Raw genomic sequence first — 25,847 nt, forward strand, 5'->3', positions numbered from 1 at the left:
TTTATCCTAAATACTCATTAAATTTATCAAAATAAATTGTTTGTAGTTTTGCTAAAGATATCTTAATATCATCTAAAATGAAATCTTTTTCATTTAAATTTCCAAGTTTTGTAAATTTAATTCCCATTTCATTTACAAATTTAATAAATTTTTCCTCATCTTTAACACCAACTATAACTCTTGTCGGACTTTCTTCGAAAATAAAACTCTTATCTTCAAAATCAGTTTTTATTTCAATGCCTAAATTTGCTTTTGCGCTCATTTTAGCTAACGTAATAGCAAGACCACCTATGCCTATGCTATTAGCACAATCAAGTAATTTTGCTTCGTTTGCTTTTAACAGAAAATCCCATAGTTTTAATTCTGCTTTAAAATCAATATCTTCAAGCTCTCCTGCTACTTTTTGATCTAGCACTTTAGCAATTAAAGATCCACCAAAACTACCTTTGCTTTCTCCAAGTAGATAAATAGCCCTAGTGTCTTTACTAAAATATGATTTTAGAACATTTTCTGCTTTTTCATTTACACCAACGCAAGCTATAGTTGGGCTTGGAAAAATACTTACACCATCGGTTTCATTATATAAAGAAACATTGCCGCTTACTACAGGGGTATTGAGTTCTTTACAAGCTAATTTAATACCTTCGCAACCTTGGGCAAATTGCCACATTACCTCAGGATTTTGTGGGTTGCCATAGTTTAAACAATCACTAATTGCTAAAGGTCTAGCTCCTGAGCATGCTATTTTTCTTCCTGCGCTTGCAACGGCTGCTGCTGCACCGATTTTTGGATTTACATAGTTTAATCTTGAGTTGCATTCAATTGCCATAGAAAGTAAGCAGTTATTTTCTTTAATTCTAATACTATTTGCACCTAAAGCCCCATCACTTTTTAAAGTATTGGTTTGTACGCTTGAGTCAAATTGCTCATAAATATAAGCTTTATTGCTAACATTTTCATCTGCAAGGAGTTTTTCAAATGCTTCTTGAGTAGGAATGTTAAGCTTAAATTGATAGTTTTTTATCTCATCTAAGTATTTTGGTTTAGCCACAGGTCTATCAAGCATAGGTGCTTTTTCGCTTAGTGGCTCAATCGGGATCAAGCCAACTAATTCATCATGCCAAAATAGTTCCATTTTACCAGTATCGGTAACTTCGCCTATAATAGCTGCATCAAGCCCCCATTTGTTAAAAATTTCAATAACTTTTTCTTCATAGCCTTTTTTAGCACAAATTAGCATTCTTTCTTGAGATTCACTTAACATTAACTCATAAGGAGTCATACCTTCTTCTCTCATAGGAGTTTTATCAAGGTAAAGTTTCATACCGCTACCACTGCGTCCTGCCATTTCAAAAGAGCTTGAAGTAAGTCCTGCTGCGCCCATATCTTGAATTCCAACTATATAATCAGTTTTGAAAAGTTCTAAACAAGCTTCCATTAATAATTTTTCAGCAAATGGATCGCCAATTTGCACGGTTGGTCTTAAGCTTTTGCTAGATTCATTAAAACTATCGCTTGCCATTACAGCTCCACCAAGCCCGTCACGACCAGTTTTTGAACCCACATAAATTACAGGATTACCTATACCTTCAGCTTTTGCATAAAAAATATCTTCGATTTTGCAAGTTCCAAGTGCAAAAGCATTAACTAAGATATTTCCGTTAAAACACTCATCAAAAGCACATTCTCCACCTATGGTAGGCACACCCATGCAATTACCATAGTGTGAAATTCCACTTACTACACCTTTAACTAAATATTTTTGATGTTTGCCTATTTTATCATCGTGGATATTGCCAAATTTTAAAGAATTCATACCTGCAACAACTCTTGCACCCATGGTAAAAACATCACGTAAAATTCCGCCCACACCTGTTGCTGCACCTGCAAATGGCTCTATGAAGCTTGGGTGATTATGACTTTCTACTTTAAATACAGCCGCCATTCCTTTGCCTATATCTATCACCCCAGCGTTTTCACCAGGACCTTGGATCACCCAAGGAGCTTTGGTTGGAAAGCCATTAAGGTATTTTTTACTTGATTTATATGAGCAATGCTCACTCCACATAGCAGAAATTACTCCAAGCTCTAGCAAATTAGGCTCTCTACCTAGTATGTTTAAAATTTCTTGATATTCCTCATCGCTAATTTTGTGTTGTTTTATAATTTCTTTATCCATTTTCTCTCCTTTTTATTTTCCTAAACAAAAATTACTAAACATAGCATCTAAAATTTCATCTCTTTCAAAATCTTTTGTAAATTGAGCTATTTCTCCTATGGCTAAATTTAATTCAAAAGCAAAAAGTTCTAAAGAACTTTCTTTTAATAAATCTCTTGCACGCAAAATAGCTTCGCTAGCATTTTTACAAGCATTAAGTATTAAGGTATTGCTAATTAGCATTCCATCGCCATCTAAAGTATTTAAGTATTCATTTAAACTTTCCTTAATGGCTTGAGTGTTTTCTTGGGCGCAAATGCGTATACAAGAAGTGCTAATTTCATGCTGAAATTTGGTGGCTAGATCACTTTTATTTAAAACATAAATGATTTTTTTATCACAATCTTTTAAAGCTTGTAAAATACGCTCATCTTCTTCTTCAAATTCTTTAGATCCATCGAAAACAGCTATGATAATATCTGCTTCTTTAATACTTTCATAGCTTAAATTAACCCCGATTTTTTCTATCTCATCATCTGCATTTCTTATACCTGCTGTGTCGATGATTTTGATTAAATGTGAGCCTATTTTTAAACTTTCCTCGATACGATCTCTTGTGGTGCCTGCAATATTAGAAACAATAGCTCTATCAAAAGCTAAAAGTGAATTTAACAAGGAACTTTTTCCTGCATTTGGCTTACCGATAATAGCAACTTTAAAGCCTTCTATAAGTCCTTTTTTACTTAAAGAAATATCTACTATATCACGTAAAAGTTTTGAATTTTTTTCACACATGGCAATGATTCGATCAAGTAAATCTTGCGGTAAATCATCATCTGCATAATCAATGCTTGTTTCTACAAAAGCAAGGGTTTGAACAAGATCCATTCTAATGGTATTTAAAAATTTACTTAAATCACCTTTAATGTTTTTTGCTATGATATTTGCAGCACTTGTTGATTTTGACATGATGGCATCTTGTATGCTTAAAGCTTTTAAAAGATCCATCTTGCCATTTAAACAAGCTCTTTTACTAAATTCACCAGGATTAGCAAGACGCGCTCCTGCTAAAATAAGCTCATCAAGTAAAATTTCACTCAAAGAAAAACCCCCATGAAGTTGAAATTCTACTATATCTTCTCCTGTAAAAGAGTAGGGGGCTTTAAAATAAATCACTAAAGCTTCGTCTAAAAAATCATTGCTGTTTTTATAAAGTTTGCACAAATGTGCATAGCGTGGTGTTAGCTCTTTTTTGTGGGTAATTTTCAATGCAAGCTCTAAAGCTTTTTCCCCACTTATTCTAATAATACTTATAGAGCCCACTCCATGGGCTGTGGCAATGGCAGCTATAGTGTCATTCATTCATTTTTCTTCAAAAAATCATTCACAACGATATATCTTTGATCGTCATTTTGTTTGATAGCTACATATTTGTCAGGAAAGCGTTCTCTTAATTTTTCTAAAGCAAGTTTTAGCCAAATTCCATCAAGTGGTTTTGTTTGAACTCTTCCTGTACTTTCTACTTTTTCTATAAGAATTTTTAAATAATTTTCTATAGCTTGGGTTTGATTTTCTAAAAATTGAGCAATTTCTAGTCTTGGTTGAATTTTGTATTTAGCGCTAAGCCAGTTATAAAGTAAATAAGAAAAAGCTTTATATCTATGAGCTTCTTTTCCTATAAGTAAAGCCGCATCTTCTCCATCAAGTTTTATTAGTACGCAATTTTCATCCCAAATGCTAACTTGTACAACTTTGATGTCAAAATCAAAAGTTGCTAGTAGCTTTTCTAGTGAAATTTTTATCTCATCAATATAAGAAGCGATGTTTCTTTCTTCTGAGGATTCTTTATGAAATGAATCAAAAATGGCATCATTTTTTACTTTATAGTGCTCTTTAGGTTGAGTAATATCTTCAATTGGTTTTTGAAAATTTTCTTTGTATTCTTTCTTTGGTTCATTTTTATCAAAGTTTTTTTGTGTATGCTTGTTAAATTTCTCATTTTGGAATTTTTTAGCTCTTTCTTGATGAGGTTTTTGAGTTTTTTTATGCCCTTTAATACAAATAATAGCATTTTTTCTAAACAAACCAAAAAAACCTGCTTTAGCATGTTGAATAACTTCATATTCTAGATCAATCACAGAGCACTCAAGTTGTTTTGAGGCTTCTATGAGTGCGGTTTGTAAGTCTTTAGCTTCTATGTTCATGTTTAGCTATTTCCTCTTTTTTGTGGTTTTTGAAAAGTTTATTTACGATCACTTGTTGAATAAGTGAGCATATATTATTTACACACCAATATAAAGTTAAACCTGCTGGGAAGGTTAAGAAGAAGAAAGTGAAAATTAATGGTAAAAATTTCATAATCTTTTCTTGCATAGGATCTTGTATGGCCATTGGTGTGATAAGTTGTTGGACAAACATAGTTAGACCCATAAATATAGGTAAAATAAACCATGGATCCATTACAGATAAATCTGTAATCCAAAAAGCCCAAGGTGCAGCTTTAAGTTCTATGGCATTTAGTAAAACTCTATAAATTGCAAAGAAAATTGGAATTTGAATAAGTATTGGCAAACATCCGCTCATAGGATTTGCACCATGTTTTTTATAAAGTTCCATCATATGTAAATTCATTTTTTGTGGATCGCCTTTATAACGCTCTCTGATTTCTTTCATTTTAGGTGCCAAATCTTTGAGCTTATTCATAGAAATCATTGATTTATAAGTAAGTGGGAAAAGAATAATACGCACGATTAAAGTCATCACTACAATAGCCCAACCCCAGTTGCCCATGTAGCCATGTAAGAAATTTAAAAATTCAAACATAGGCTTAGCTATAAAAGTAAACCAACCATATTCCACAACATCATCTAAATCCGCATGAATGCTTCTTAAAATTTCATGCTCTTTTGAGCCAACATAACCGCTTGCTTTAAAAGTATTTGTCGCACTTGCAAAAACGATAGAGTTTTCGTGATTGTCTTTAGTAACTACAGCATTAAGTGGTTTTTCAAAATTATAAAAGAAGGCGCTATAATAGCGATCTGAAGCTGCCATAAGGGTTACATTAGAAAAACTTTCATCATTTTCTACATCGCCATCTTCTAACATTGTGATTTTATCATCTTTATCTAAGATTAAAACCCCATGCACTGTATAGCTATCAACTGCTATATTTGGACGATAACCTGGAGTGATAAAATAAGCTGCGTCTTTACTTAGATTAACCTCTAAATCATAGTTTCCATATTTATGGAAAGTAATTTTTTTAGTTACTACTAAATCGTTTAGATTTTGAGTAAGAATTAAAGTTGTGTTTTCATTGCTTACATTGATAGTTTTTTGACTTGTGGTATATGAAGTATTAAAAGCTTCTTGATTGATTTTTGCATCGCTAAATCTTACTTCTAGTGGTAAAGGCGATAAGGAAGTATCTACTAGATTAATACTTTTACCATTTTCATCTTTATATTTTTCATCACTTAGATAAAATTTAGCTATCCTACCTAAAGAGTCAATATGTGCTTCAAAATGTTCACTTTTAACAACTGCTATTTCTTCTTTTTGATTAACACTAAGTTCTGTTTTTGGAGCTTGTGTATTTGTATTTGCAGTTGTGGTTTGTGGAGCTGAGTTGTTTTGTTCTATTTGGGTGATATTTTGCTCAGTTTGTGGAGCTTTGGGGATAAAAAAATAATCATAAACTACAAAAAATAAAAATGATAATACAACAGCAATTAAAATGCGTTTTTGTTGAGATAAATTTTCTGACACGGATTGTCCTTTGGAAATATAATCTTAATTAAAAAAAATTGATTATCGTTGCAAGGGATATAAAGATAGTTGAGTTGTTTTAAAGCGTTAAAACTAGGTTTAAAACATATACCTGAGTTTAGATTATTCTTGCGTATCTTAGGATAATCAATACCACCTTTAAAAAACGGATTGCATTTTAAAATTCTTAAAAAAACTGCACCAAATGCTTTAAAAATATTATTTTTTTTAAATTGCCACAAGGCATATTCAGAGCAACTTGGGTAATACCTACAGCATTGTGGTTTAAAAGGACTGATAAAGAGTTGATAAAATCTGATAAGTTTTAGACAAGCTATTTTATACATCCTATTTTTTTCAAACCCCATTTCAAGTTTTTTTCTAATTTTAAAAAAGGAATTTCATTAATACTTGTTTTAGCTACAAGTATGTATTTTCCGTTTTCAACTTGATTTTTAACCTGAAAAAAAGCTGATCTTAAGAGCCTTTTGGCTCTATTTCTTACGACAGCTTTTCCAACTTTTTTGCTAGCAACAACAGCGAATTTTTTTTCATCGCTTAAAATGTAAAAGATGATCATGCCTTCGCAATGCCATTTTTTACCTTCTTTATAAATTGTTGCAAACTCTCCTAAGTCATTAATACTTAGAAAATCTTTTATACCGCTAATCTTTTTCTACCTTTAGCACGTCTAGCATTGATCACTTTGCGACCATTTTTACTTTTCATACGTACACGAAAGCCGTGAGTTCTTTTTTTAGGGGTTTTATGTGGTTGGTATGTTCTTTTCATATTTTTTCCTTAACTTAAAATAAAAAACAAAATAATAAGCGAGTATGTTAGCAAAATCTTACTTAAATCTGCTTTTAATTAAGAGTTATTTTAAAACTTTTTGCTAAATTTTGATTTTATTTTGTAAATTAAGGAAAAATAATGGCTTTTGAAATTTGTGAGAGTAAAAAAGAAGATTTAGAAAAAATTTTGGAATTACTCAAAGAGCTTGCTATTCATGAAAATATGCTTGATGATGTAAAATGCACAACTAAAGAACTTGAAGAATCGTTTTTTAAATATGAATACGCTAAGGCTTTGAGCTTAAAGGTTGATGGTGAGATAATAGGTTATGTGATGTATTATTTTACTTTTTCATCTTTTTGGGGTTTGGGTGGGTTGTACTTAGAAGATATTTACATACAGCCAAAACATAGAAAAAAAGGCTATGCTAGAGCTGTTTTTAAATACTTAGCACAAATTTGTAAAGAAAAAAATCTCAAACGCTTAGAGTGGGTTTGTTTAAATGATAATGATTTGGGTATTGAATTTTATACCAAGTTAAATGCAAGACATATGAGCGAGTGGAGAACTTATCGTTTAGAGGGTGAAAATTTAGAAGCATTGATGTGATGAATAAACGCAGTTTGTATTATCTAAAAGCTTTTGGCTATGAATACTTTAACGAACAAAAGAAAATTAGACATTTTAACTTAAACTTTAAAGAATTAAATGAAAGAGTGAAAACTTGCAATCTTTGTCATTTTTCTAAATTAAGAAAGTATAGTTTAATGGAAAAAGAAGCCAAAAATGCTAAAATTTTGATTTATCAAGCTTTTATTGATAGAGAAGAAAATGAAAGTGGAAAGTTTTTTGCTTCTAAAAATAAGCAAGAGTTTTTAAGATTATGCAAAGAGCTTTTAAATTTAAAAGAAGATGAAATATATTTTTCTTATATGTTTAAATGTTTTAGTAATTTTAAAATAGATGATCAAGCATTAAAATTATGCTTGCCATATTTTTATAATGAGCTTGATTTTGTAAAAGCAAAGATTATTTTATGTCTTGGTCAAGAAGCTTTTGCGAGTTTGGGTTTTGAGAATTTTCAAAAATACAAAGGGCAATGTATGCGTTTTAATAATGCTTTGCTTTTGCCAAGTTATGATTTGAATTTTGTGAGTAAAAATCCTAGCTTTTATACTGAATTTATAGAAGATATTAAAAAAATAAAAGGTTATTTATGAGAAAAAGTTTAGTTTGTTTGATGATGAGTTTTGTTTTAACTTTAAGTGCTTTTGCAAAAGAGCAAAAACCATCACCCATAGAACCTAGTGAGTCTTTTTATCCTAATTTAGAATTTCAAAATTGTGATAATGATTGTTTATTTACTTTGTTAGAAACAGGACTTTATTTTAATTTCTTATCAAGATTTAACAGTGATAATGCAAATGAACTTTTGGTTAATATCTATACTAAACTTTTAAATTCCATTATAGATTTTGAAAAAAGAATTCAAAAAAATGCTAGTGTAAAACTAGCTATTATTTTACCTGAGCAAACGATTAAAAGCTATTCTAATACTATTATAAATTCAAGCATAGCGTATTTGCTAAGACAAAGAGCGCAAATAAAAGTAAAGGTGTTTTTAATAGGCACAGAAGATGAGAACAAGATAACTAAAGCTTTTAAACAAGCTCAAGAAGAAAAATTTAATTATATTATCGCAGGTTTTACAGATAAGGGTGTGAAAAATTTATTAAAAGAAAATCTTGATTTAAATGTAAAAGTTTTCATACCAACTGCGCACAAAAGAAATTTTGATACGCAAAATGAAAATGTATATTTTGGAAGTATAGATTATCAAAAACAAATTCAAAGACTTTTAGAGTATTCAAATGGTAAAAATATTATTTTTTCAGACGGAACACCTTTGGCAAATCGCTTAGATGAGAATGTTTTAAACGCAGGGAATGGTAGTGAGAAAATTTATACTATTAATAGTTCTAAATTTGATTTTAGAAGTATTTTAAATCAAAATAGAAGTTTTCAAGATTCTAGTATTATTTTAAATACTTCTTTGATAAAAACAGCACTTATAAGCTCGCAAATAAGAACTTATGATATAGAACCTTTTGTGCTATTATCAACTCAGATTAATTATAATCCTATTTTGCTAAGCTTAACGCAAATTAATGATAGAAAAAAACTTTTGCTAGCAAATTCCATTTCTAATGAAGATCAAACCCTAAGCTATCTTAATGAGCTTTTTTCGCAAAATATTAATTATAACTGGATAGCGTATGCAACTAGCGTGGGTCTTGATTATTTTTATACGCAGTTTTTAGATAAAGACTCTCAAAGAATTTTCGATGAGAGTTTAAATGATAATCAATTTGACTATAAGGTTAAAATCATTCGCTCGCAAGGCTTAGGTTTTACTCCTTTGCAAGATCAGTAAAAACCCTAGCTATAGCCTCATCTATAGGGGCTACTTTTTCATTTTTTAAAAAAGCTAGGGTAAAATCAGCTTCAAAAAGCTTGGTGTTTTCTTTATAAATTTCTTGCTTTATGCAAACTGAAGCTTTTTTAATCTTTGTGATAAATGTTTTTACTTCTATGAGATCTCCAAGTTTAGCGGGTTTTAAAAAGTTACAATTTGCTTTAGTAAGTAGGAAATGTCCTGTATTTTTATCAAAAATTTTTGCATTTTTTTGAAAAAATATCTCACTTCTTGCTCTTTCGCAAAATTTTAAGTAGTTGCTATGATATACCACCCCACCTGCATCGGTATCTTCATAATAAATTCGTATTTGCATTTAAAATCCTTTAATTTGGTATGATAGTATTTTTTCTTGCTGTTTTTTGCAAGGAAAAGATGATTAAACCAAAAACTATGATATAAATTGATGTGATTAAATTTTGCCACCAGTTAAAATCATTACTTAATAAATTTGGTATTGCTAAAATCATTTTGGGTTGATTGCATAATGTTATAAAAATTATTATAGATGATATTATTATAGAGGTATTTTTTGTTTTAAAAAAAACATCAATAATAAAAAAACTTATTAATGCTATGGGATATATATACCAAATTTTTCCTATAAGCAAGATATATAAAGCTATGGTAAAAATTAGCCATTTTGCATTTAAAACTAAATCTGTATGATGATCGCAAAGTTTGCGATAAAAGAAAAGTTGCCATTGCTCGATAGTATCTTTTAAATTTTTATTTTCTTTATGTTTTAGTTCTAATTCTCTAGCATAAAGCTCTTGTGTTCTAAGCTCTGAAGCATCGATTAGATTATGATGAGCTATACGGTTGCTTTTTAATTTTCTAAATAAATCTCTATAGTTTAACAATTTATCGTATTCTTGTTTTTTTTCAATCTCACTAAAATTATATTCTATATGCTTATGTTCTATATTAAATTGATTAGAAAAGGTACAGTTTATAAATTCTGGCTTATTTAACAATTTTGTCTTGTTAAAATTAACATTGTCATTAAATATCACATTATTAAATTTCATTCCAACAAAATTGACATTATTAAAAAATACCATTCCATCAAAAGATGAATTGGTAAAATCTATAGAAATATCAGTTTTATAATTTTTATCATTTATTAAACTAAATCTAGAAAATCTAATTTCATCAAAAGAACAAATATTTCTATGAAATATTGTATTTACAAATCTAACTTCATCTTCAAAAACTAAAAGTCTAAAATATACACTAGATTTAAAAATAACATTAACAAAAATTACCTTTTTTTTAAAAATTGTGTCTGTGAAGAAATTTTCTTTAATTTCTATATTATTATATGTATTTTCAGCTAAGAATTTGGTTTTTTGAAAACAAAGCTCATCTTTAAATTTGGCTTTAACAAAATCAACTCTAGAATAAAAAAAAGAGTGCTGAAAGTCAATTTTATCTTCAAAAACAACACCTCTAAAACTAGTTTCTATATTATCATTACTTGTAATAATATCCAATCTATTTGATTTTTGTTCTGCATTAAAATATGTTTCATTAAACATGACTCTGCTTTTAAAAACAGAATAATCAAAATTTGTTTCTCCATTAAAATACACTACATCAAACTCTACATATTTTTTAAATTCTGATGATGCAAAAGTTACTTTTTTTTCAAAAACAACATTTTTAAATATTACTTCTTGTTGGAATTCAGCATAAGAAAAATAAGCATTTCCATAAAAAACGCTATGCGCTATATTTATTTTTTCTTTATACGAGATAGTTTGAGAATGAAAATTTTGAAACTTACATCCTACAAAATCAATCCTCATAGTGACATTGGTAGAAAATACTATAGATTGAATATTACTTTCTTCAATATATAGCTTTTGTATATTAAAATTATTTTGCAAGATATAAATATTTACTTCTTCTAGATCTACAGATTGTATAATTAGCTCGTCATGATTTAAATAACATTTTTCAACTGGAATTTTCAATTCCTTTGCTATTAAAATATTTATATTTTCCATTACTTACCTTCAATGATTTTTATTTCTTCTTTGCTTAGGTTGTAAAGTTTATAAACGATAGAGTTTATTTTATCTTCTTGGGTTTTGGTGTTTGTGTTTTTGTCTTGAACTTTAGCTTTTAAAATCTCATCGACTAAACTTATAAGCTCGTTTGCTAGTTTTTCATTTTTAGAATTTATTTTTGGGATAGGGATATTTCTAATATATTCTGGGTATATATTTTTAGCATCACCTCTAATATTAGTTAGTAGAATATTCGCATATTCAGAATTTAAAATTCCTAGTATGTATTTTAAATTCATATCTAAAGATAGTTTTTCTAATTCGTCTCTTGAAAATCTTGAAAATTTTTTAATACTACCACTTATGCTTTTGTTTTCCACACCTTTTAAATTTTTCCATAAAACACATGATGTTAAAGAATGATTGTGGATTATATTGTTAGTGTCAAATATACAATTAATATTACCTAAGGTATTAATCATTATCTTTTCATTTTCATACAATTGTGGAAAAGTAGGGCGACTTAGTTTAGATGGAGAGCGTGGAGTGTTGTATTCTAAATATCTTATTCTTTTTATGGTATATTTTTCTATATCTTTTGCTTCTACGTATTCTTTACAATGAATTTTATCTTTGATATTGCTAATTAAATCATCTTTTTTAAATTCCCCTTTGGCTGTTTTTTCGTCTGCATTTAAAACCATACCTTTACTTATATAGCAAAAATCTCCCAAAGTATTTAAATCTTTGTGCTTGTCGATTTTTCTCTCTTGTGATGTTGTGTTAAAAATTAAGGTTTTTTTATCTTGGATTAGATTGTCATAGGTTTTGTCTAAAAAAGCACGTATTTGTAAATTTTCATCAATGCCTGATATAGTGATATTATTTTGAAATTTGTTTTTTGAGATAAATACTATACAATTTGTTACTACTGCATTATCAAAAACTTTCACATCTTGTAAATCTGTGAGTTCATAAAGGTTAAATTCTGTTGTTATTATATCTCTTGATGGTTTTGCATAGAGTTGATTTGTAAAAGGATAAGGTATTATCATAGCACATATTGCATTTTCTTTACAAAGTTCTGAAATTCCAAGTTCAATAAATGGTATGTATAAATCCCATTTTTGATATAAGCTTTTATATTTTTTTAAATCGGCTATTGTTTGTCTTTGTAGTGCTAAATTTTCATTTTCAAGTTGTGATGGCGCTGATATATAAGGTGGATTACCAATGATGAGATCAAACCCTTTGAAATTACCATTTTCATCTAAAATTTCAGGAAATTCAAAACGCCATTCAAAAGGATTAAATTTTTCTAAGTTAAAAATATTTTCATAAGATGATTTAAGTGCTTCAAATTCTTTTTTTGCTTGCGTTTTGTCAAAGTCAATTTCAAAAATATTTTTTGAAAATAAAAATTTAAATTTAGGATCTAATTCATCTTGTGCTAAATAATCGCCATATTTTTCAGAGTATTTGTTGGCATCTCTTACAAGGTCTTTAATTTTATTTGCGTAAATGTCTTTCAAGCAGAAATTTTTAAAACTTTCTTTAATGTGAAGTATTTTTTCTAGTAACTTAGCTTTATTTTCATAAAAGCCTTCTTTATAGTCTTTTACGGCTTGTTTGTATTGATTAATGCTTTCTTTAATGTTTGGATAATTAGAAAAATTTCTATCTGCGTTAAAATAGCTTATTAAAGAATTCCCATATTTTATGTTGATGTCGATGTTTGGTAAAATTTGAAGTGTATTTGTGTTTTTGTCATTTTCAAAGATATAAAAGCTATATTTTAAAAGCTCTATCCAAAGCCTTAGTTTAGTGATCTCACATGAGTTTGGGTTGATATCTACCCCAAAAAGACAATTTTCTATGATGAGTTTTTTGCACTCAAAAAGCTCTTTTTGAATTTGATGAATAGGATCGTTTTGAAAAGTTGGTTTTTGGTAATTAAAAATTCCTTTATCATTAGTATAGATGATAAGCTCATCATTTTCTAGGATTAGTTTTTCTCTAAGTAAAGATTTTATAAGCCCTAGTTGATATAAAATATAAACAAGCTCATTTAAAGCTGAAACTAGAAAATGCCCACTTCCTACAGCTGGATCGCAGATTTTTATACTTAGTATGGTGTCAAGATAAGCTTTTTGTTTTTCTAGAGTGAAATTTCTATCGATTAATACTCTTAAATCACTTATCGAGCTTGCTTTTAAAGAATGCTCTTGTTCGAATTTATCAAGCACGACTTTTTCTATGCTTTGTTTGCACATGTATGAAGTGATAAAACTTGGCGTATAGTAGCTTCCTTCTTTGTAACCATTTAGCTTTTCAAAAACATTTCCCAAAACACTTGCGTTTATGAGTTTGTCGTGGTTGATTTTTTGATTATCTTGTATATCTTTGCTTGTGGTAGTAAAATCATAAGTCCTTAAAAACGTAAAAAGATATTCTAAAAGCGGTAAGGATTTTAGATTTTTGTATTCTTGTGATAATTTAGAGCCTTGAAAAATTTCAAGTGGCTTAGAATCAAGCAATCTTATGTCTTTGTGCTGTTGTTCTTGTGTGTTTTTGTCAAATAAAGATGAATTTAAATAAGGTATAAAATCAAATTCTTTAATACTTCTTTGGTTTTCTTTTTTGGCTAAAACTTCAAAGAAAAGCTCGGATAATTTTGCAAAATTTGGAATTTTTTCTATTGTTAAGAAAGGTTTTTGCATGTGATTAAAAGATAAAAGCATAGACTCAAATAATCTTAAAAATAAAATTCTATTATTCCAAGTAATTAAAAGAGCAAAAATATCATCAAAACTTATATCTTTATAAGTTTGTCTTATAGCATGGCTTAGTGTGTTTGGAGTGTCTGATAAGATGATTTTTTTGCTTTTATCTCCCTCTTCTTTTAAACCTAGTATATAAAGCAATTCTTTGTAAAAATTTTCATTTAAAGCATTAGCATCTTGGGTTGTTTTTTCTTTTAATAAAACTTGCGGTGAGAGAATTTGATAAATATAGCTAAGTGTTGTTTCGTCTAAATCATCTCTTAATTCAAAATGTGTGTATTTTAAATTTTTATCAAGGGTTTTCAAATAAGATGAAAGTTGATCATAAAATTCTTGTGTTTTTGTGTTAGTGCCTTGTTTTTCATCGCAATTTTTATAATGCCTGATGATAGTTTTATCATTTTCAAATAATTTTTCATATTCTTTTGCATCTATGATAAAAAAATCTTTTGCAGTGCAAATAATGATGAATTTTATAAAATTGTTTTTATTGCCTTTTCTTTCTCTTAAAAAATACAAAACACTTTCATAAAACGCTTTAGATGATAAGTCTTGGTTTGATTGTGGGAATTCTTTTTTGTTTATAGTGGATTTTATTTCAAATATAACATTTGCAATATCATCTACATATATAGTTAAATCTATATTGCCTTTTATGTTTGTTTTGTAGTTGTATGTTTTCTCTAAAAAATTTGATATTTCTTTCTTTTGATAATCTTCTTCATTTGCTTTTGAAGCTTGAGATAAAAATTCATTTATTTTGACTTTAAAATCTTTTATGATGTCTTTAGTTGGCGTTTTTGCATTATTTTTGATGAATTCTTGAAGTGGTATTAAATCAAAGCGCATGAAAGTCCTTATAAATTTTAGTAAATTTTATCTAAAACGCTATAAGAAAAGCATAAAACATTCTTGATTTTATATCTTATGTTAGAATTGTATTTTATATCATCAAAAAAAGGAAAATCATGCAAGTGTTGCAAAAAATGTCTAAATTATTAGCTATTATAGCTTTTGTTTTTAGTACAAACGCAAATGCGTTAAGTGAGGGTAAAGAGTATATTACTTTAAAAACACCTATCCCAAATGCACAAAATTCACTGATAGAAATTTTTTCTTATCGTTGTATTCATTGCTATAATCATCATCAATTTCACACTCTAGCAAAGGTTAAAGAAGCTTTGCCAAATTTAAAATATGATCTTTTCTCGGTAAGTTCTATGAGTGAGTATGGTGGTGCTTTAAATGAGATGTTTGCTTTAGCTTCTTTTAAAGAAAAAGCTTTAGGTTTAGATGTTGCTAGTGAAAAAAGTCTTACTTATAAGCTTGCTGATGTGTATTTTATAAGTCATTTTGAGCAAAAGTTAAATTTAAATGATCTTGATTTGTTTTATAAAATAGGCTTAAATGTTATTGGTGCTAGTAAAGAAGAATTGCAAAAATTTTTACAAACTAAAGAAGCCAAAGAGCTTTTAGCTGCTTATGATGTGGCTAATGAAATTTCAAGAAATTATGGCACACCTGCTTTTGTGGTAAATGGTAAATATCAAATCAATCCTGAGTATATCACTTCTTTGGAAGAACTAGTCCGTATAGTTAAAGAACTTTCTGCTAAGTGATATGTATCCGCTAAAAAAGGAAAAAATATGAAATTTAAAAAAATCATTAGCATTAGCTTGCTTGCAAGCATGGCTTTGTTACCTAATGTTGCTTTTGGTATAGGTGGGATGAGTGGTGCTAAAGTGGATTATCAAGTGCAAGGGCAAATTGGAGCTATAAAGCTTAATCCTTATGGTTTATCTCCGCTTAGCGCTGTAATTATGGATGGTGGATATAAACTAAGCGATGTAAGCGTAACTATAGTTCCAAAACCAAATGGGCAAACTATATCTTATAAGGTTAGCCCTAGTAAAATCAAAACTTATGGAGGAATTCCTGTTTTTGGACTTTATCCATCGTATTTTAATACAGTAAAAGTAAGTTATACTAAAAGTGCTTTTGGAAAAAGTGAAAAAATAATAGATGAGGTATATAAAATAGCAACTAGTGGGGTAAATATAGAGCCAAGTGGAAGTCTTATGCAAAGAGGTGTGCCTTTTGAAAAAGTGGAAGTGATTAAAGTAGGTAAAGAATTTGAAGATAGATTGTATCTAGTAAATAATACTCCAGGAAAATACAGTGCAAAAAGCTCTCAAGCTATATGGAATAATCCAAGTGGTGGTGCTTTAGAATGGGATGAGGCTTCTAATGTCTTCATTGTCGACACAAAGGGTGAAATTCGTTGGTATTTAGATAATGATAAACTAATGGATAAAAACAATATTTATAATCGTGGCATTATGATGGGCTTTAGACAAAACTTAGATGGGGCGTTAAGCTTTGGGTTTGGTCAAAGATATGTAAAATATGATTTAATGGGTAGAGAAATTTTTAACCGCCTTTTACCTTCTTCTTATATAGATTTTTCTCATTCTATGAGCCAAATGCCAAATGGTAATTATCTTTTAAGAGTGGCCTTGGCTAATGTTAAGCGTCCTGATGGTAAAAATGTGCGCTCGGTGCGTGATGTGATAGTAGAAGTTGATAAAAATGGCAATGTAGTAGATGAGTGGAGGCTTTTTGAAATTTTAGATCCATATAGAGCTAATATTATCAAAGTTTTAGATCAAGGTGCGGTTTGTTTAAATGTAGATGTTTCAAAAGCGGGTAAAACTCTAAGCAATGAAGAATTAGCCAAAATGGATACAAGTGAAATTTTTGGGGATATAGCAGGCACTGGAGTAGGGCGTAACTGGGCTCATGTAAATAGTGTAGATTATGATCCAAGTGATGATAGCATTATCATTTCAAGTCGTCATCAAAGTGCTATTATAAAAATCGGACGTGATAAAAAAGTAAAATGGATACTAGGAGCACATAAGGGCTGGGGAGAAAAGTATAAAAAAGCACTTTTACAACCTATTGATAAAAATGGCAAAAATATAATTTGTGAAGATGATTATAGTAAATGTCCTGGTTATAAAAACAAGGAAGGTGGCTTTGATTTTACATGGACACAGCATACTGCCTTTAGAATAGATGAAAAATCTAATAAAAGATATATTTACATTACAGCTTTTGATAATGGCGATGCAAGAGCTATAACACAACCTGCTTTTGCTTCGATGAAATATTCAAGAGCGGTTGTATATAAAATAGATCAAAAAAATAAAACCGTAGAACAGGTATGGGAATACGGAAAGCAAAGAGGCAATGAATGGTTTTCACCTATTACTTCTTTAACTGAGTATCATAAAGATAAAAATTCTATTATGGTTTATAGCGCTAGTGCTGGAATGTCTTTTGACTTAAGCAAGGGTGTTGCTATAGGAGAACCAAAACCTGAAATAGATGAGTTTAAATGGGGAGCTAAAGAACCTTCGGTGCAAATTCGCTTTAGTGGAGCAAGTACTGGTTATCAGGCTATGCCTATTGATTTGGAAAAAGCATTTAAATAAAAAAAGGGCTTTTTTAAAGCCCTTTAGTTTTATAAATATCCTGCACCTAAAGCTAAGAAATAACCTACTATACAAGAAACAATTACACCAATTAAACCTGGTAAGATAAAGCTGTGATTGATAACAAATTTACCTATTTTTGTAGTACCTGATCTGTCAAATTGTATAGTTGCAAGATCGCTTGGATAGGTTGGTAAAATATAATATCCATAGCAAGCTGCTGCAAAAGCAATGATAATACCTGGTTCAACACCAATACCTAATGCAAGTGGTACAAATGCTGCAATCGCTGCTGCTTGAGAATTAACAAATTTAGAAATTAATAAAAGCATAACTGCATAAGTCCAAGGGTGTTCTATAACGATATTACCTAAAGACTCTTTCATCATAGGAGTATGTACTGCAAACATAGTATCTGCCATCCAAGAAATTCCAAAAACAGCCACTAAAGCTATCATACCTGATTTAAAAATCTCATTTTTTGCAATTTTACTTGCATCAAGTTTAGTAAAGATGATGAGTGCTGCACCTGCTAAAAGCATAAACATTTGAATGGTTGCGACCATATTCATAGGTTTAGTAACACCTTTTGAGGTAAATTGTGGTCTAAGTTCTGGGAAGGCTCCGAGTATAGCCACTATTGCAATAGCGCCTAGGAAAATCCACATAGCTACCCATTGAATAGTTGGAAGTTTTTGCCCAAGAAGAGTTTTACTATCGCCATAGATATATTCTCTTTGCTCTGGATCTTTGATTCTAGCTTGAAATTCTTCATCTTTATCAAGATCTTTTCCTCTAAACCAAGAAAAAATTCCTATAGCTAAAACGCCTACTAAAGTAGAAGGTATAGTAATAGCAAGTAAATCTACATAGCCATCAAATCCCGCTAAAGGATGTTTATTGATTTCTGGATTTAAAAGTAATGCAGTTAAACTTACAACAGCAACTGAAACAGGACTTGCTATAACCCCAAGTTGAGAAGAAATGCTAGAAGCAGCCATTGGTCTTTCTGGGCGTATGCCATTTTTAATAGCAATGTCATAAATAATAGGCATCATAGTATAAACAACATGTCCGGTTCCACAAAGCATGGTTAGAAAACAAGTTACAAAAGGAGCTAAGATGGTTAAAAATTTAGGATTTCTTCTTAAAACTCTTTCTGCGATTTGTAACATTACATCCAAACCACCACTAGCTTGTAAAGTTGCACTAGCAACAACAACAGCTAATATGGTAAGCATAACATCGATTGAAGGTTTTCCAGGTGCTACAGCAAAACCAAAACTTAAAACTAATAAACCTATACCGCCTAATAAACCTAGAGCGATACCACCTTTTTTTGCCCCATAGAAAAGACAAATGAGAACTACGGCTAGTTGGATACTAAATTGAGTGCCTTCGCTAAGGCTAGTTAGCATTTCCATACTCTCTCCTTGTTTTTAAAATATGCGAGAGTATAGTGTAAGTTTTATTAATAGTAAATAAAATTTTTTATTATTTAAATAAATATTTACCAATATTTTGAATTTGTTTGTCAAAATATTGGTTTTTTTCAGTTTATTGGTAATTTTTTAAGACAGCAAAAAGAATTTTGCTGATTTTTTCAATAGAAGCTATTTCACATTTTTCATCTGTTGAGTGAGGGCTATGGATATTTGGCCCTATGGAGCAACATTCTAGCGGTTGTTTTTCGCTGATAATGCCACATTCTAAACCAGCATGTATAGTGTAAAGTTTGGCATTTGGATTTTCTTTTTTAAAATAGCTTAGAATTTCTTCTCCAAAATTAGTATCTTTATTAGCCCAAGGTGGATAAAAATTCGCACTTGAAACTTCACAATTTTGCATTTTAAAATAAGTTAAGGTTTCAAATTCTATAGTTTTAAGCTCTTGTAAATCATTTGATCTTGCAAAAAGTTCAAAATGAAATTTACCTTCTTTTTCATAAGCTAATGAAAGATTGATACTTGTTTGGACTAAATTTAATTGATGATTAAAAGTTCTAACACCTTGTGCAAAAGCATTGATAAGATTTAAAATGATTTGAGAATTTTTATAATATGTTCTTTTGATTTTACCTAGATAATTTACTTTAAAATGATTATTTTCTTTTGGAGGATTTTGAAAAAATGCTATGATTTTAGCATGTTTTGGTATAGAATTAATTCTCTCACCTGCGCTAAATTCACAAAGCTCGCCTTGGTTTTGAGTGATAAAATAACTTGCTTCTTTAATAGATGATTTAATATTTTTAACAATATCAATTCCCGAGTGTCCGCCTTTAAAATCAATTGCCTCTATTTCATAGCATTCGCCTTCTTTTTCGCCTATTTCTAAGTTTAAGTTAGCAAAAATATCCACACCACCAGCACAACCTATAACAACTTCATCATCACTCTCATGATCTAAATTTAACAGCTTGTTTGAAATTAAAGTATGTGCAAGATTATTTGCTCCACAAAGTCCAACTTCCTCATCATTGGTAAAAAGACATTCGATATTTTCAAAGTCTTTTAAAGCCTGCATCATTAATGATACTCCTATACCATTATCTGCACCCAAACTTGAGTTTTTAGCTTTTAAATATCCATTTTCTTTATACATTTGTATATTTGGAGCTTCTCCCATGCAAACCATATCATAATGACTTTGTAAGCAAATTTTAGGGTTTCCTTTATATGCATGGATATTACCTGCTTTATCAACACTTACTTGGCAGTTTTGACTTTTAGCAAAGTCAATGAGAAAATTTTTTAATTCTTCGGTTTTAAAACTACAATGAGGTATTTGAGTAATTTGTTTAAAATTTTGTATAATTTTTTGCATAAAATCTCCTTTTTATTGTAATTATGGCATATTTTTATATAGATGAGGTTTAAATGAAAATTTCTAAAAAGCAAATTAAATTATTGATAACTTTATTAAAAGATCCAAAGAAATTTTTAATTGTACTTTTTTTGTTTGCTTTTGCTTATATTTTAAATTATGATAGTGGCTCGTATATTAATGCTAAAATAAGTCGTGTGATAGATGGGGACACTATTGAGGCTAAATTTGAAGATGAGAAGCTTAAAATTAGACTTTTTGGTATAGACGCGCCTGAGAGTGATCAAGCCTATGGAAAAATGGCTACGCAATTTTTAAATGCAATTGTGTTGAATAAAGAAGTGGTTTTGAATGTAAAAGATGAGGATAAATATGGTAGAATTTTAGCCATTGTATATTTAAATGATAAAGATATTAATCAAGTTATGGTTAAAAATGGCTTTGCTTGGGCTTATGAACATTATAGTGATTTGTATGTAAATGAGCAAACTTATGCCAAAGAAAACAAAAAAGGTTTATGGGTTGATGAAAATCCTATAGAGCCTTATAAATGGCGTAAGCAAATAAGATTAAAATAGGATGAGAAATGTTTAAAAGTGTATTTTTTCTAGGGTTTTTAGTATTATTTTTTAGCGGTTGCTTTGTAAATGAAAGAGGAATTTCAAACCGCTTTTATGATGATTGTAAAGAATATTATGATGCAAGCGGGACTTATCATAAAGAATGCCCAAAGAATTGGGTGGATTTGCCTTTAACCCCCGATTCCTTTTAAGACTGCATTAAGCTCTTCTTGTGTAGTTTCTTGTTTGGCTGGTTCTTGTTGGTTTTGATTGTTGTTTGTGGCAGTTTGATTTTGTTTGAGTTTAAATATATGATCATCGGTGGTAATTACTTGAAATGATGCGTCAAAAATTTTAATTTCATTGACAAAACCAACCACTTTAACTTCTCTTTTTCTTGAGTCATCACTAAATAATGCACTTGCTTCAAGATTTAGAATATCTCCAACTTTTAAAGGAGCATAAAAAAAACTTCTTGAGCCTATTAATACACTAAATTCTTTATTGATTGCAGCTTGTGCTATATAATTTGCTGCATTAAATACAAAACCACTATGCACTAATCCTAGCTCATCTACTGCCATATCATGGGTTGTGATTAAAATACCCTTGGCGAAATTTTTTTCTATATGAGAAATGCTTCCTGCTAAAGTATTGTTTATCCCTGGACAAGTGATAAGTTCTGATTTAATGCGATTTAATTCTTCTGGATCTATTAATTCTTCTATACTAACAGCACTTACTGTTCTTGCCATTTTTACACCTTTAATTTAACATAAACTCTTTTTGGTGCCTCATAGCCTTCGCAAGTTAAATTTGAGTCGTTTTCATCTAAAAATTGATCTAAAGAATAAGAATCAATCCATTGTGTTTTTCTTTGTTCTTCAAAATCAGTTTGTTTAGTTGCTATAACTTCAAATTCACTAAATCCAGCTCTATAACACCAATTTCTTAAACCCAATATCGACGGAATGAAAAAAATATTTGGTATTTTTGAATAAGTTTTTTGAGGAATAAGTGCAATTTCTCTTTCATCTTCTATATACATAGTATCTAAAAAGACTATACCATCTTTATTTAAAGATTGCTTGAGTTGTTTTAGCATGGCTATAGGATCACTACGATGATAAATTACGCCAAGACAAAAAATCACATCAAATTTTATGCCATAATTTGGTACATCAGCCACACCTAAAAGCTCATATTGTATAGGAGTTTTTGCAATGGAATTTAAAAGTAAAAATTGCAAATAATACTTAATAGAAGGATCAAAACCTATGAGTTTTGAAGGATTAAATTCAAGCATTTTAAACATATAATAACCATTATTACAGCCAATATCTGCGACCACTTTGTCTTTGATTTCTTGCATATAAGACTTTAATATGTTAAATTTAATAAAACTTTGCCACTCTGTATCTATGAACAAATCATTAATTTTAAAAGGTCCTTTACGCCAAGGTTTTAATTCTAAGGCAATGTCCTTAATCTCATTATCTAAGCTTTTATCACAAAAAATATCAAAACTTTCATTTATAAGGTAATTTGAGTTTTGAACTTTTGTGCTAAGTTTTTGAATTTTTTCATATAAAGGATGTTTTAAAACTTGCTTTAACAAAGCATTATCTTGCATATTTTTCCTTGAAAAACTCCCTTATTTGGGAGTTTTATTATTGAAGTAGGCTTGCTAATTTAGTTTGTAGCATTACATTTGAGTGAGCATTTGCAAATAAAAATGCATTTTCTTTTAGGTAATTTGCATTAAAATCATTGATATTTTGTGCTAAGTCATTATTTTGCAATTTACTTTCAGCTTCTTTAGTGTTAATGCTAGTTTGCAAAGATGAGTTGATATTAGAATGGATAGCATTGATCCCAGCACCAATATCTGCGCGTAAAGAACCTACTTGATCTTGAAAATCACGAATTCCATCTTGGTTTTCAAGGCTTAAGTTTGCTGTGCTTGGTTGATTTAAATTGATACTTTCAACCCCAGATCCAACAACAAAATCCATACTTTGGAAAACATTTTTTCCATTAAAAGTTGCATTTGAAAATGCATCATTGATTGAGCTGATGAGTTTATTTGCTTCGGTATTTAGCATACTTTTTTGTCTATCATTTAATGCAGCACTATTTGAGCGTACTGAAAGTTCATTAAGTCTATCTGCAGTAGCTGAGATATTATTTAGCGCTGAGTCTGCAATTTGCAAAACACCCACTGAGTCATAAGCGTTTAAAATACCTTGATCTATAGTGCTATACTGACTTCTTAAAGAATCAGCTATGGCTAAATTTGCCCCATCGCTCCCGTCTATAGCACGCATTGCGGCTATATTTTCTAAAGCTTTTTCTTGGCTTTTTTGAGCTTGATTTAAGTAATGGTTTTGTTGAGTTGTTCCTATATCGCCTATTTTCATCTTTGACTCCTTTTAAAGACTTATTTATTATATCACTTTTTTGTTTTAAAATTTAAAAAAAACAAAATTACTTGTGATAACATGATAATTTTCATCACAACTTCACTTGCACCATGAATTTTTATAAATTCTTGAGTCTTAGTTGCTTCTTCTCCTAAGCTTTGTGCTTCTAAAACATAAGCAGTGAAGTAAAATACAAAAAGCAAACTTAGTGCCAAAATGATCAAAGAAAGCATAAATTTTGAAAAATTTATTTTAAAAGTTAAATTTTTATCCTTAAATGAGAAAATTTCCATTAAAATAGATAAAACACTCACACCTAGCAAAACATAACCAAATTGCACAAAAATGTGTGTCATTAAAAGTCCGCTTTGAAAATGAGTTAAAACCCCTTCGCCTATGAATTTAGCAGGATAAAATATAGTCGGAGCTAAAAATACGCCTATGCTAATTTCAATCCCAATTAAACTTGCTAGTAAAAATAAATATATTGATTTCATATTTTCTCCTATAAAAAGATAATTATAGTCTAATTTTTTAAATTCCACGCAACAAAGGCTCTATCAAATCCATTATAATCTTGATAAAAAGTAGCTTTAAAATCATTTTCTTCTAAAATTTTATTTAAAATTGCTTTTTGATCATAGCCAAACTCACACGCTAAGACTTTTGTGTTATGATTTTTGGCAAAAAGGATAATTTCATGTAAAATTTCCCAACCTTTATCCCCGCCAAATAAAGCATTATGTGGTTCATTTTGCACCCATTTATCCAAAGGATAATTATTTTTTATATAAGGAGGATTAGAAAAAATAAAGTCAAAATTTCCTTGCATAGTTTTAAAATCACAAAGTTGAAAATTAATTAAATTTGAAACATTATGAAAATCTGCATTTTTTTTAGCAAGCTCTAGCGCTTTTGGATTAATATCGCAAGCTTGTATGAAAATTTGCTTTAACTTTGCTAGAGAGATACTTAAAATTCCACTCCCAAAGCCGATCTCAAGTATATTTTTAAAAGAGTTATGATCTAAAATTTCTAAGCATCTTTCAAGTAATATTTCACTATCAAAACGCGGTATTAAAACCCCTTTTTCAATAAAAAAATCTAAACCATAAAACTGCGTTTTTTGAAATAAATACTCAAAAGGCTCGCCATTTAAAAATTTATCCACATATTCTAAAAAAACTTTTTCATCGATTTGAAATTCAGGATTTAAAAAAATCCAAGCCTTATCTTTTTGTAAAAGCTCACAAAGAATAAAAAGTATATATTCTTTGTGAGTAGGATCTTTTGCGTAAGCTTGCTTTAAAGCTTGTTTGATTGAAATCATTGCAAAGCTTTAATTCTTTCGTAAATACAAGGATGACTTAGATGAAAGAAAGTATAAATTTTACTTGTTTTAACAAAGGCTTTATTTTCTTTTGCTAAGGCTATGAGGGCATTTTTCATATCTTCTTTAGAACTTAGTTTTGCTCCATGTAAGTCAGCATTAAATTCATTTTTTTGGCTCATTTTATTAAGTAGTGGAGAGATAATAAAAGTAAAAATATTTCCAAAAATCAATAAAAGCGCAAAAACTCCAGCATTTACTCCATCTAAATGACTTTCAATATAAAAAAAGCTTGGTAAATGTGCAAAGATAAAAAATAAAGCAAAAAGCATCAAAGCACTAGAAAATAACATTTTTAGCAAATCTTTATGCACAAAATGTCCTAGCTCATGACCCAAAACAGCAATGAGTTCTTTTTCTTTTAAAGCATTTAAAAGTGTATCAAAAAGCACTACTCTTTTGCTTTTAAATAAACCGCCAAAATAAGCATTTAATCTTTTATCCCTTTTACTTGCATCAATAACATAAACACCATTTGCGCTAAAACCACATTTTTGCATTAAATTAGTGATTTTTTCTAATAAATTTTCATCTTCAAGTTTTTTCATTTTATTAAATATAGGTGCAATAAGAGTAGGGTAGATGAGATTTATAATAAGTATGATTATAAAGCTTAAAGCAAAAGCAACAATCCACCAGTATGTGCTAAAAAATTCAAAACAAAACACTAAAGCATAGATGATTAAAAAGCCAAAAATAAGCATTAGAGCTAAAGATTTAATGCTGTCTTTAATAAAAAGTGCTAAAGTCATATTTGAAAAGCCGTGTTTTTTATCTTTTATAAAGCTTTCATAATAACTAAGTGGTAAATTTAAAATACTAATAATCAATAAAAATGCAAGTAAAAATAAAGTATTTTCTAAAGTAGAATTTTCTTTTATAAAAATTTCTTTTAAATACAAAAAGCCAAAGCTAATCCAAGAAATATTAATCATCAGATTATAAAGATTAGAAAAGATTTTGTATTTTTCATTTTCTATGGCGATATTTGCAGCATTTTTATAATCATGCTCATTTAAAATAATCGCTTGTTTTTCTCTTTCTTTTTTTAAAAAAGAAATTTGCATATAAGATATAAAAACCAAAAAGGCCGTGTAAATACATAAAATAGATATTAAAGTCATAATTTTTCCTTAAATAAATTTGAGTAATT

At 29.3% G+C, this 25,847-nt stretch carries 25 protein-coding genes; 7 read left to right on the forward strand and 18 right to left on the reverse strand.

From position 1 onward, the window contains the following. Window position 1 precedes the first annotated feature (1 nt). The 7 genes from purL to rpmH are packed head-to-tail and all read right to left on the reverse strand — an operon-like array spanning window position 2 to window position 6,721. Window positions 2–2,179: a phosphoribosylformylglycinamidine synthase subunit PurL gene (gene purL, locus L8V88_RS05495; protein WP_263727182.1), complete on the reverse strand. Its 2,178-nt coding sequence runs from the start codon at window positions 2,177–2,179 to the stop codon at window positions 2–4. Window positions 2,180–2,191: 12 nt separating this feature from the next. After that, window positions 2,192–3,520, reverse strand: a complete 1,329-nt coding sequence (gene mnmE, locus L8V88_RS05500) for a tRNA uridine-5-carboxymethylaminomethyl(34) synthesis GTPase MnmE (protein ID WP_263727183.1) — start codon at window positions 3,518–3,520, stop codon at window positions 2,192–2,194. Next, on the reverse strand, window positions 3,517–4,362 hold the full coding sequence (locus L8V88_RS05505; protein WP_263727184.1) for a Jag N-terminal domain-containing protein: 846 nt from the start codon (window positions 4,360–4,362) through the stop codon (window positions 3,517–3,519). The genes mnmE and L8V88_RS05505 overlap by 4 nt, the downstream gene beginning before the upstream one ends. Further along, window positions 4,346–5,929: a membrane protein insertase YidC gene (gene yidC / locus L8V88_RS05510; RefSeq protein ID WP_263727185.1), complete on the reverse strand. Its 1,584-nt coding sequence runs from the start codon at window positions 5,927–5,929 to the stop codon at window positions 4,346–4,348. The genes L8V88_RS05505 and yidC overlap by 17 nt, the downstream gene beginning before the upstream one ends. After that, on the reverse strand, window positions 5,893–6,276 hold the full coding sequence (gene yidD / locus L8V88_RS05515) for a membrane protein insertion efficiency factor YidD (RefSeq protein WP_263727186.1): 384 nt from the start codon (window positions 6,274–6,276) through the stop codon (window positions 5,893–5,895). The genes yidC and yidD overlap by 37 nt, the downstream gene beginning before the upstream one ends. Then, the gene (gene rnpA, locus L8V88_RS05520; RefSeq protein ID WP_192866626.1) at window positions 6,264–6,590 is read right to left on the reverse strand and encodes a ribonuclease P protein component; all 327 of its coding nucleotides are present in this window, start codon (window positions 6,588–6,590) and stop codon (window positions 6,264–6,266) included. The genes yidD and rnpA overlap by 13 nt, the downstream gene beginning before the upstream one ends. Beyond that, window positions 6,587–6,721 (reverse strand): 50S ribosomal protein L34, encoded by a 135-nt coding sequence (gene rpmH / locus L8V88_RS05525; protein ID WP_012661270.1) that lies wholly within the window; start codon window positions 6,719–6,721, stop codon window positions 6,587–6,589. Before rpmH ends, rnpA begins: the two co-directional genes overlap by 4 nt. Before the next feature lie 138 nt (window positions 6,722–6,859). Between rpmH and L8V88_RS05530 the strand changes: the two genes are divergently transcribed. Genes L8V88_RS05530 through L8V88_RS05540 form a run of 3 tightly spaced genes read left to right on the forward strand, consistent with a single transcriptional unit; the run spans window position 6,860 to window position 9,158 of the window. Continuing rightward, window positions 6,860–7,333 (forward strand): GNAT family N-acetyltransferase, encoded by a 474-nt coding sequence (locus L8V88_RS05530; protein WP_263675213.1) that lies wholly within the window; start codon window positions 6,860–6,862, stop codon window positions 7,331–7,333. After that, the gene (locus L8V88_RS05535; protein ID WP_263727187.1) at window positions 7,333–7,944 is read left to right on the forward strand and encodes a uracil-DNA glycosylase family protein; all 612 of its coding nucleotides are present in this window, start codon (window positions 7,333–7,335) and stop codon (window positions 7,942–7,944) included. The genes L8V88_RS05530 and L8V88_RS05535 overlap by 1 nt, the downstream gene beginning before the upstream one ends. Continuing rightward, window positions 7,941–9,158 carry a hypothetical protein gene (locus L8V88_RS05540; protein ID WP_263727188.1) on the forward strand — a complete coding sequence of 406 codons (1,218 nt, stop codon included), beginning with the start codon at window positions 7,941–7,943 and terminating at the stop codon, window positions 9,156–9,158. The genes L8V88_RS05535 and L8V88_RS05540 overlap by 4 nt, the downstream gene beginning before the upstream one ends. Here the strand turns inward: L8V88_RS05540 and L8V88_RS05545 are convergent. From L8V88_RS05545 to L8V88_RS05555, 3 genes are read right to left on the reverse strand one after another with little or no spacing between them, the layout of a single operon-like run. Beyond that, window positions 9,136–9,516: a YbgC/FadM family acyl-CoA thioesterase gene (locus L8V88_RS05545; RefSeq protein WP_263727189.1), complete on the reverse strand. Its 381-nt coding sequence runs from the start codon at window positions 9,514–9,516 to the stop codon at window positions 9,136–9,138. The genes L8V88_RS05540 and L8V88_RS05545 overlap by 23 nt on opposite strands. A 10-nt stretch (window positions 9,517–9,526) precedes the next feature. Further along, window positions 9,527–11,212, reverse strand: coding sequence for a pentapeptide repeat-containing protein (locus tag L8V88_RS05550; RefSeq protein ID WP_263727190.1), 1,686 nt, complete (start codon window positions 11,210–11,212; stop codon window positions 9,527–9,529). Next, complete coding sequence (locus tag L8V88_RS05555; protein WP_263727191.1) at window positions 11,212–14,847, reverse strand: Eco57I restriction-modification methylase domain-containing protein; 3,636 nt, start codon at window positions 14,845–14,847, stop codon at window positions 11,212–11,214. The genes L8V88_RS05550 and L8V88_RS05555 overlap by 1 nt, the downstream gene beginning before the upstream one ends. A 119-nt stretch (window positions 14,848–14,966) precedes the next feature. Here L8V88_RS05555 and L8V88_RS05560 point away from each other — a divergent pair, with 119 nt between their 5' ends. Continuing rightward, entirely contained in the window at window positions 14,967–15,617 is a 651-nt protein-coding gene (locus L8V88_RS05560; RefSeq protein WP_263727192.1) for a thiol:disulfide interchange protein DsbA/DsbL, read from the forward strand. Between the two features lie 27 nt (window positions 15,618–15,644). Next, window positions 15,645–17,495, forward strand: coding sequence for an aryl-sulfate sulfotransferase (locus L8V88_RS05565; RefSeq protein ID WP_263727193.1), 1,851 nt, complete (start codon window positions 15,645–15,647; stop codon window positions 17,493–17,495). 29 nt (window positions 17,496–17,524) lie between these two features. Here L8V88_RS05565 and L8V88_RS05570 read toward each other — a convergent pair whose 3' ends face one another. Continuing rightward, complete coding sequence (locus L8V88_RS05570) at window positions 17,525–18,919, reverse strand: anaerobic C4-dicarboxylate transporter (RefSeq protein ID WP_263723991.1); 1,395 nt, start codon at window positions 18,917–18,919, stop codon at window positions 17,525–17,527. A gap of 133 nt (window positions 18,920–19,052) precedes the next feature. After that, on the reverse strand, window positions 19,053–20,321 hold the full coding sequence (locus L8V88_RS05575; protein WP_263727194.1) for a M20/M25/M40 family metallo-hydrolase: 1,269 nt from the start codon (window positions 20,319–20,321) through the stop codon (window positions 19,053–19,055). Window positions 20,322–20,374: 53 nt separating this feature from the next. Between L8V88_RS05575 and L8V88_RS05580 the strand changes: the two genes are divergently transcribed. Continuing rightward, window positions 20,375–20,899 (forward strand): thermonuclease family protein, encoded by a 525-nt coding sequence (locus tag L8V88_RS05580; RefSeq protein ID WP_263727195.1) that lies wholly within the window; start codon window positions 20,375–20,377, stop codon window positions 20,897–20,899. 8 nt (window positions 20,900–20,907) lie between these two features. Then, complete coding sequence (locus L8V88_RS05585; RefSeq protein ID WP_263727196.1) at window positions 20,908–21,093, forward strand: hypothetical protein; 186 nt, start codon at window positions 20,908–20,910, stop codon at window positions 21,091–21,093. Here the strand turns inward: L8V88_RS05585 and L8V88_RS05590 are convergent. Genes L8V88_RS05590 through L8V88_RS05615 form a run of 6 tightly spaced genes read right to left on the reverse strand, consistent with a single transcriptional unit; the run spans window position 21,073 to window position 25,818 of the window. Further along, a complete protein-coding gene (locus L8V88_RS05590; RefSeq protein ID WP_263723994.1) occupies window positions 21,073–21,636 on the reverse strand; it encodes a hypothetical protein in 564 nt (187 codons plus the stop codon). The two genes, L8V88_RS05585 and L8V88_RS05590, sit on opposite strands and share 21 nt — an antisense overlap. A gap of 2 nt (window positions 21,637–21,638) precedes the next feature. Then, entirely contained in the window at window positions 21,639–22,514 is an 876-nt protein-coding gene (gene cmoB, locus L8V88_RS05595; protein WP_263727197.1) for a tRNA 5-methoxyuridine(34)/uridine 5-oxyacetic acid(34) synthase CmoB, read from the reverse strand. 37 nt (window positions 22,515–22,551) lie between these two features. Beyond that, on the reverse strand, window positions 22,552–23,301 hold the full coding sequence (locus L8V88_RS05600; protein WP_263723996.1) for a flagellin: 750 nt from the start codon (window positions 23,299–23,301) through the stop codon (window positions 22,552–22,554). 32 nt (window positions 23,302–23,333) lie between these two features. Further along, window positions 23,334–23,801 carry a DUF4149 domain-containing protein gene (locus L8V88_RS05605; protein WP_039628182.1) on the reverse strand — a complete coding sequence of 156 codons (468 nt, stop codon included), beginning with the start codon at window positions 23,799–23,801 and terminating at the stop codon, window positions 23,334–23,336. Window positions 23,802–23,830: 29 nt separating this feature from the next. Then, a complete protein-coding gene (locus L8V88_RS05610; protein WP_263727218.1) occupies window positions 23,831–24,631 on the reverse strand; it encodes a HemK/PrmC family methyltransferase in 801 nt (266 codons plus the stop codon). Further along, window positions 24,631–25,818: a M48 family metallopeptidase gene (locus L8V88_RS05615; protein WP_263727198.1), complete on the reverse strand. Its 1,188-nt coding sequence runs from the start codon at window positions 25,816–25,818 to the stop codon at window positions 24,631–24,633. Before L8V88_RS05615 ends, L8V88_RS05610 begins: the two co-directional genes overlap by 1 nt. Window positions 25,819–25,847: the final 29 nt, after the last annotated feature.

Origin of the sequence: Campylobacter sp. IFREMER_LSEM_CL2101, assembly GCF_025771825.1 — a bacterium.
In the GTDB taxonomy this organism is placed as follows: domain Bacteria; phylum Campylobacterota; class Campylobacteria; order Campylobacterales; family Campylobacteraceae; genus Campylobacter_D; species Campylobacter_D lari_C.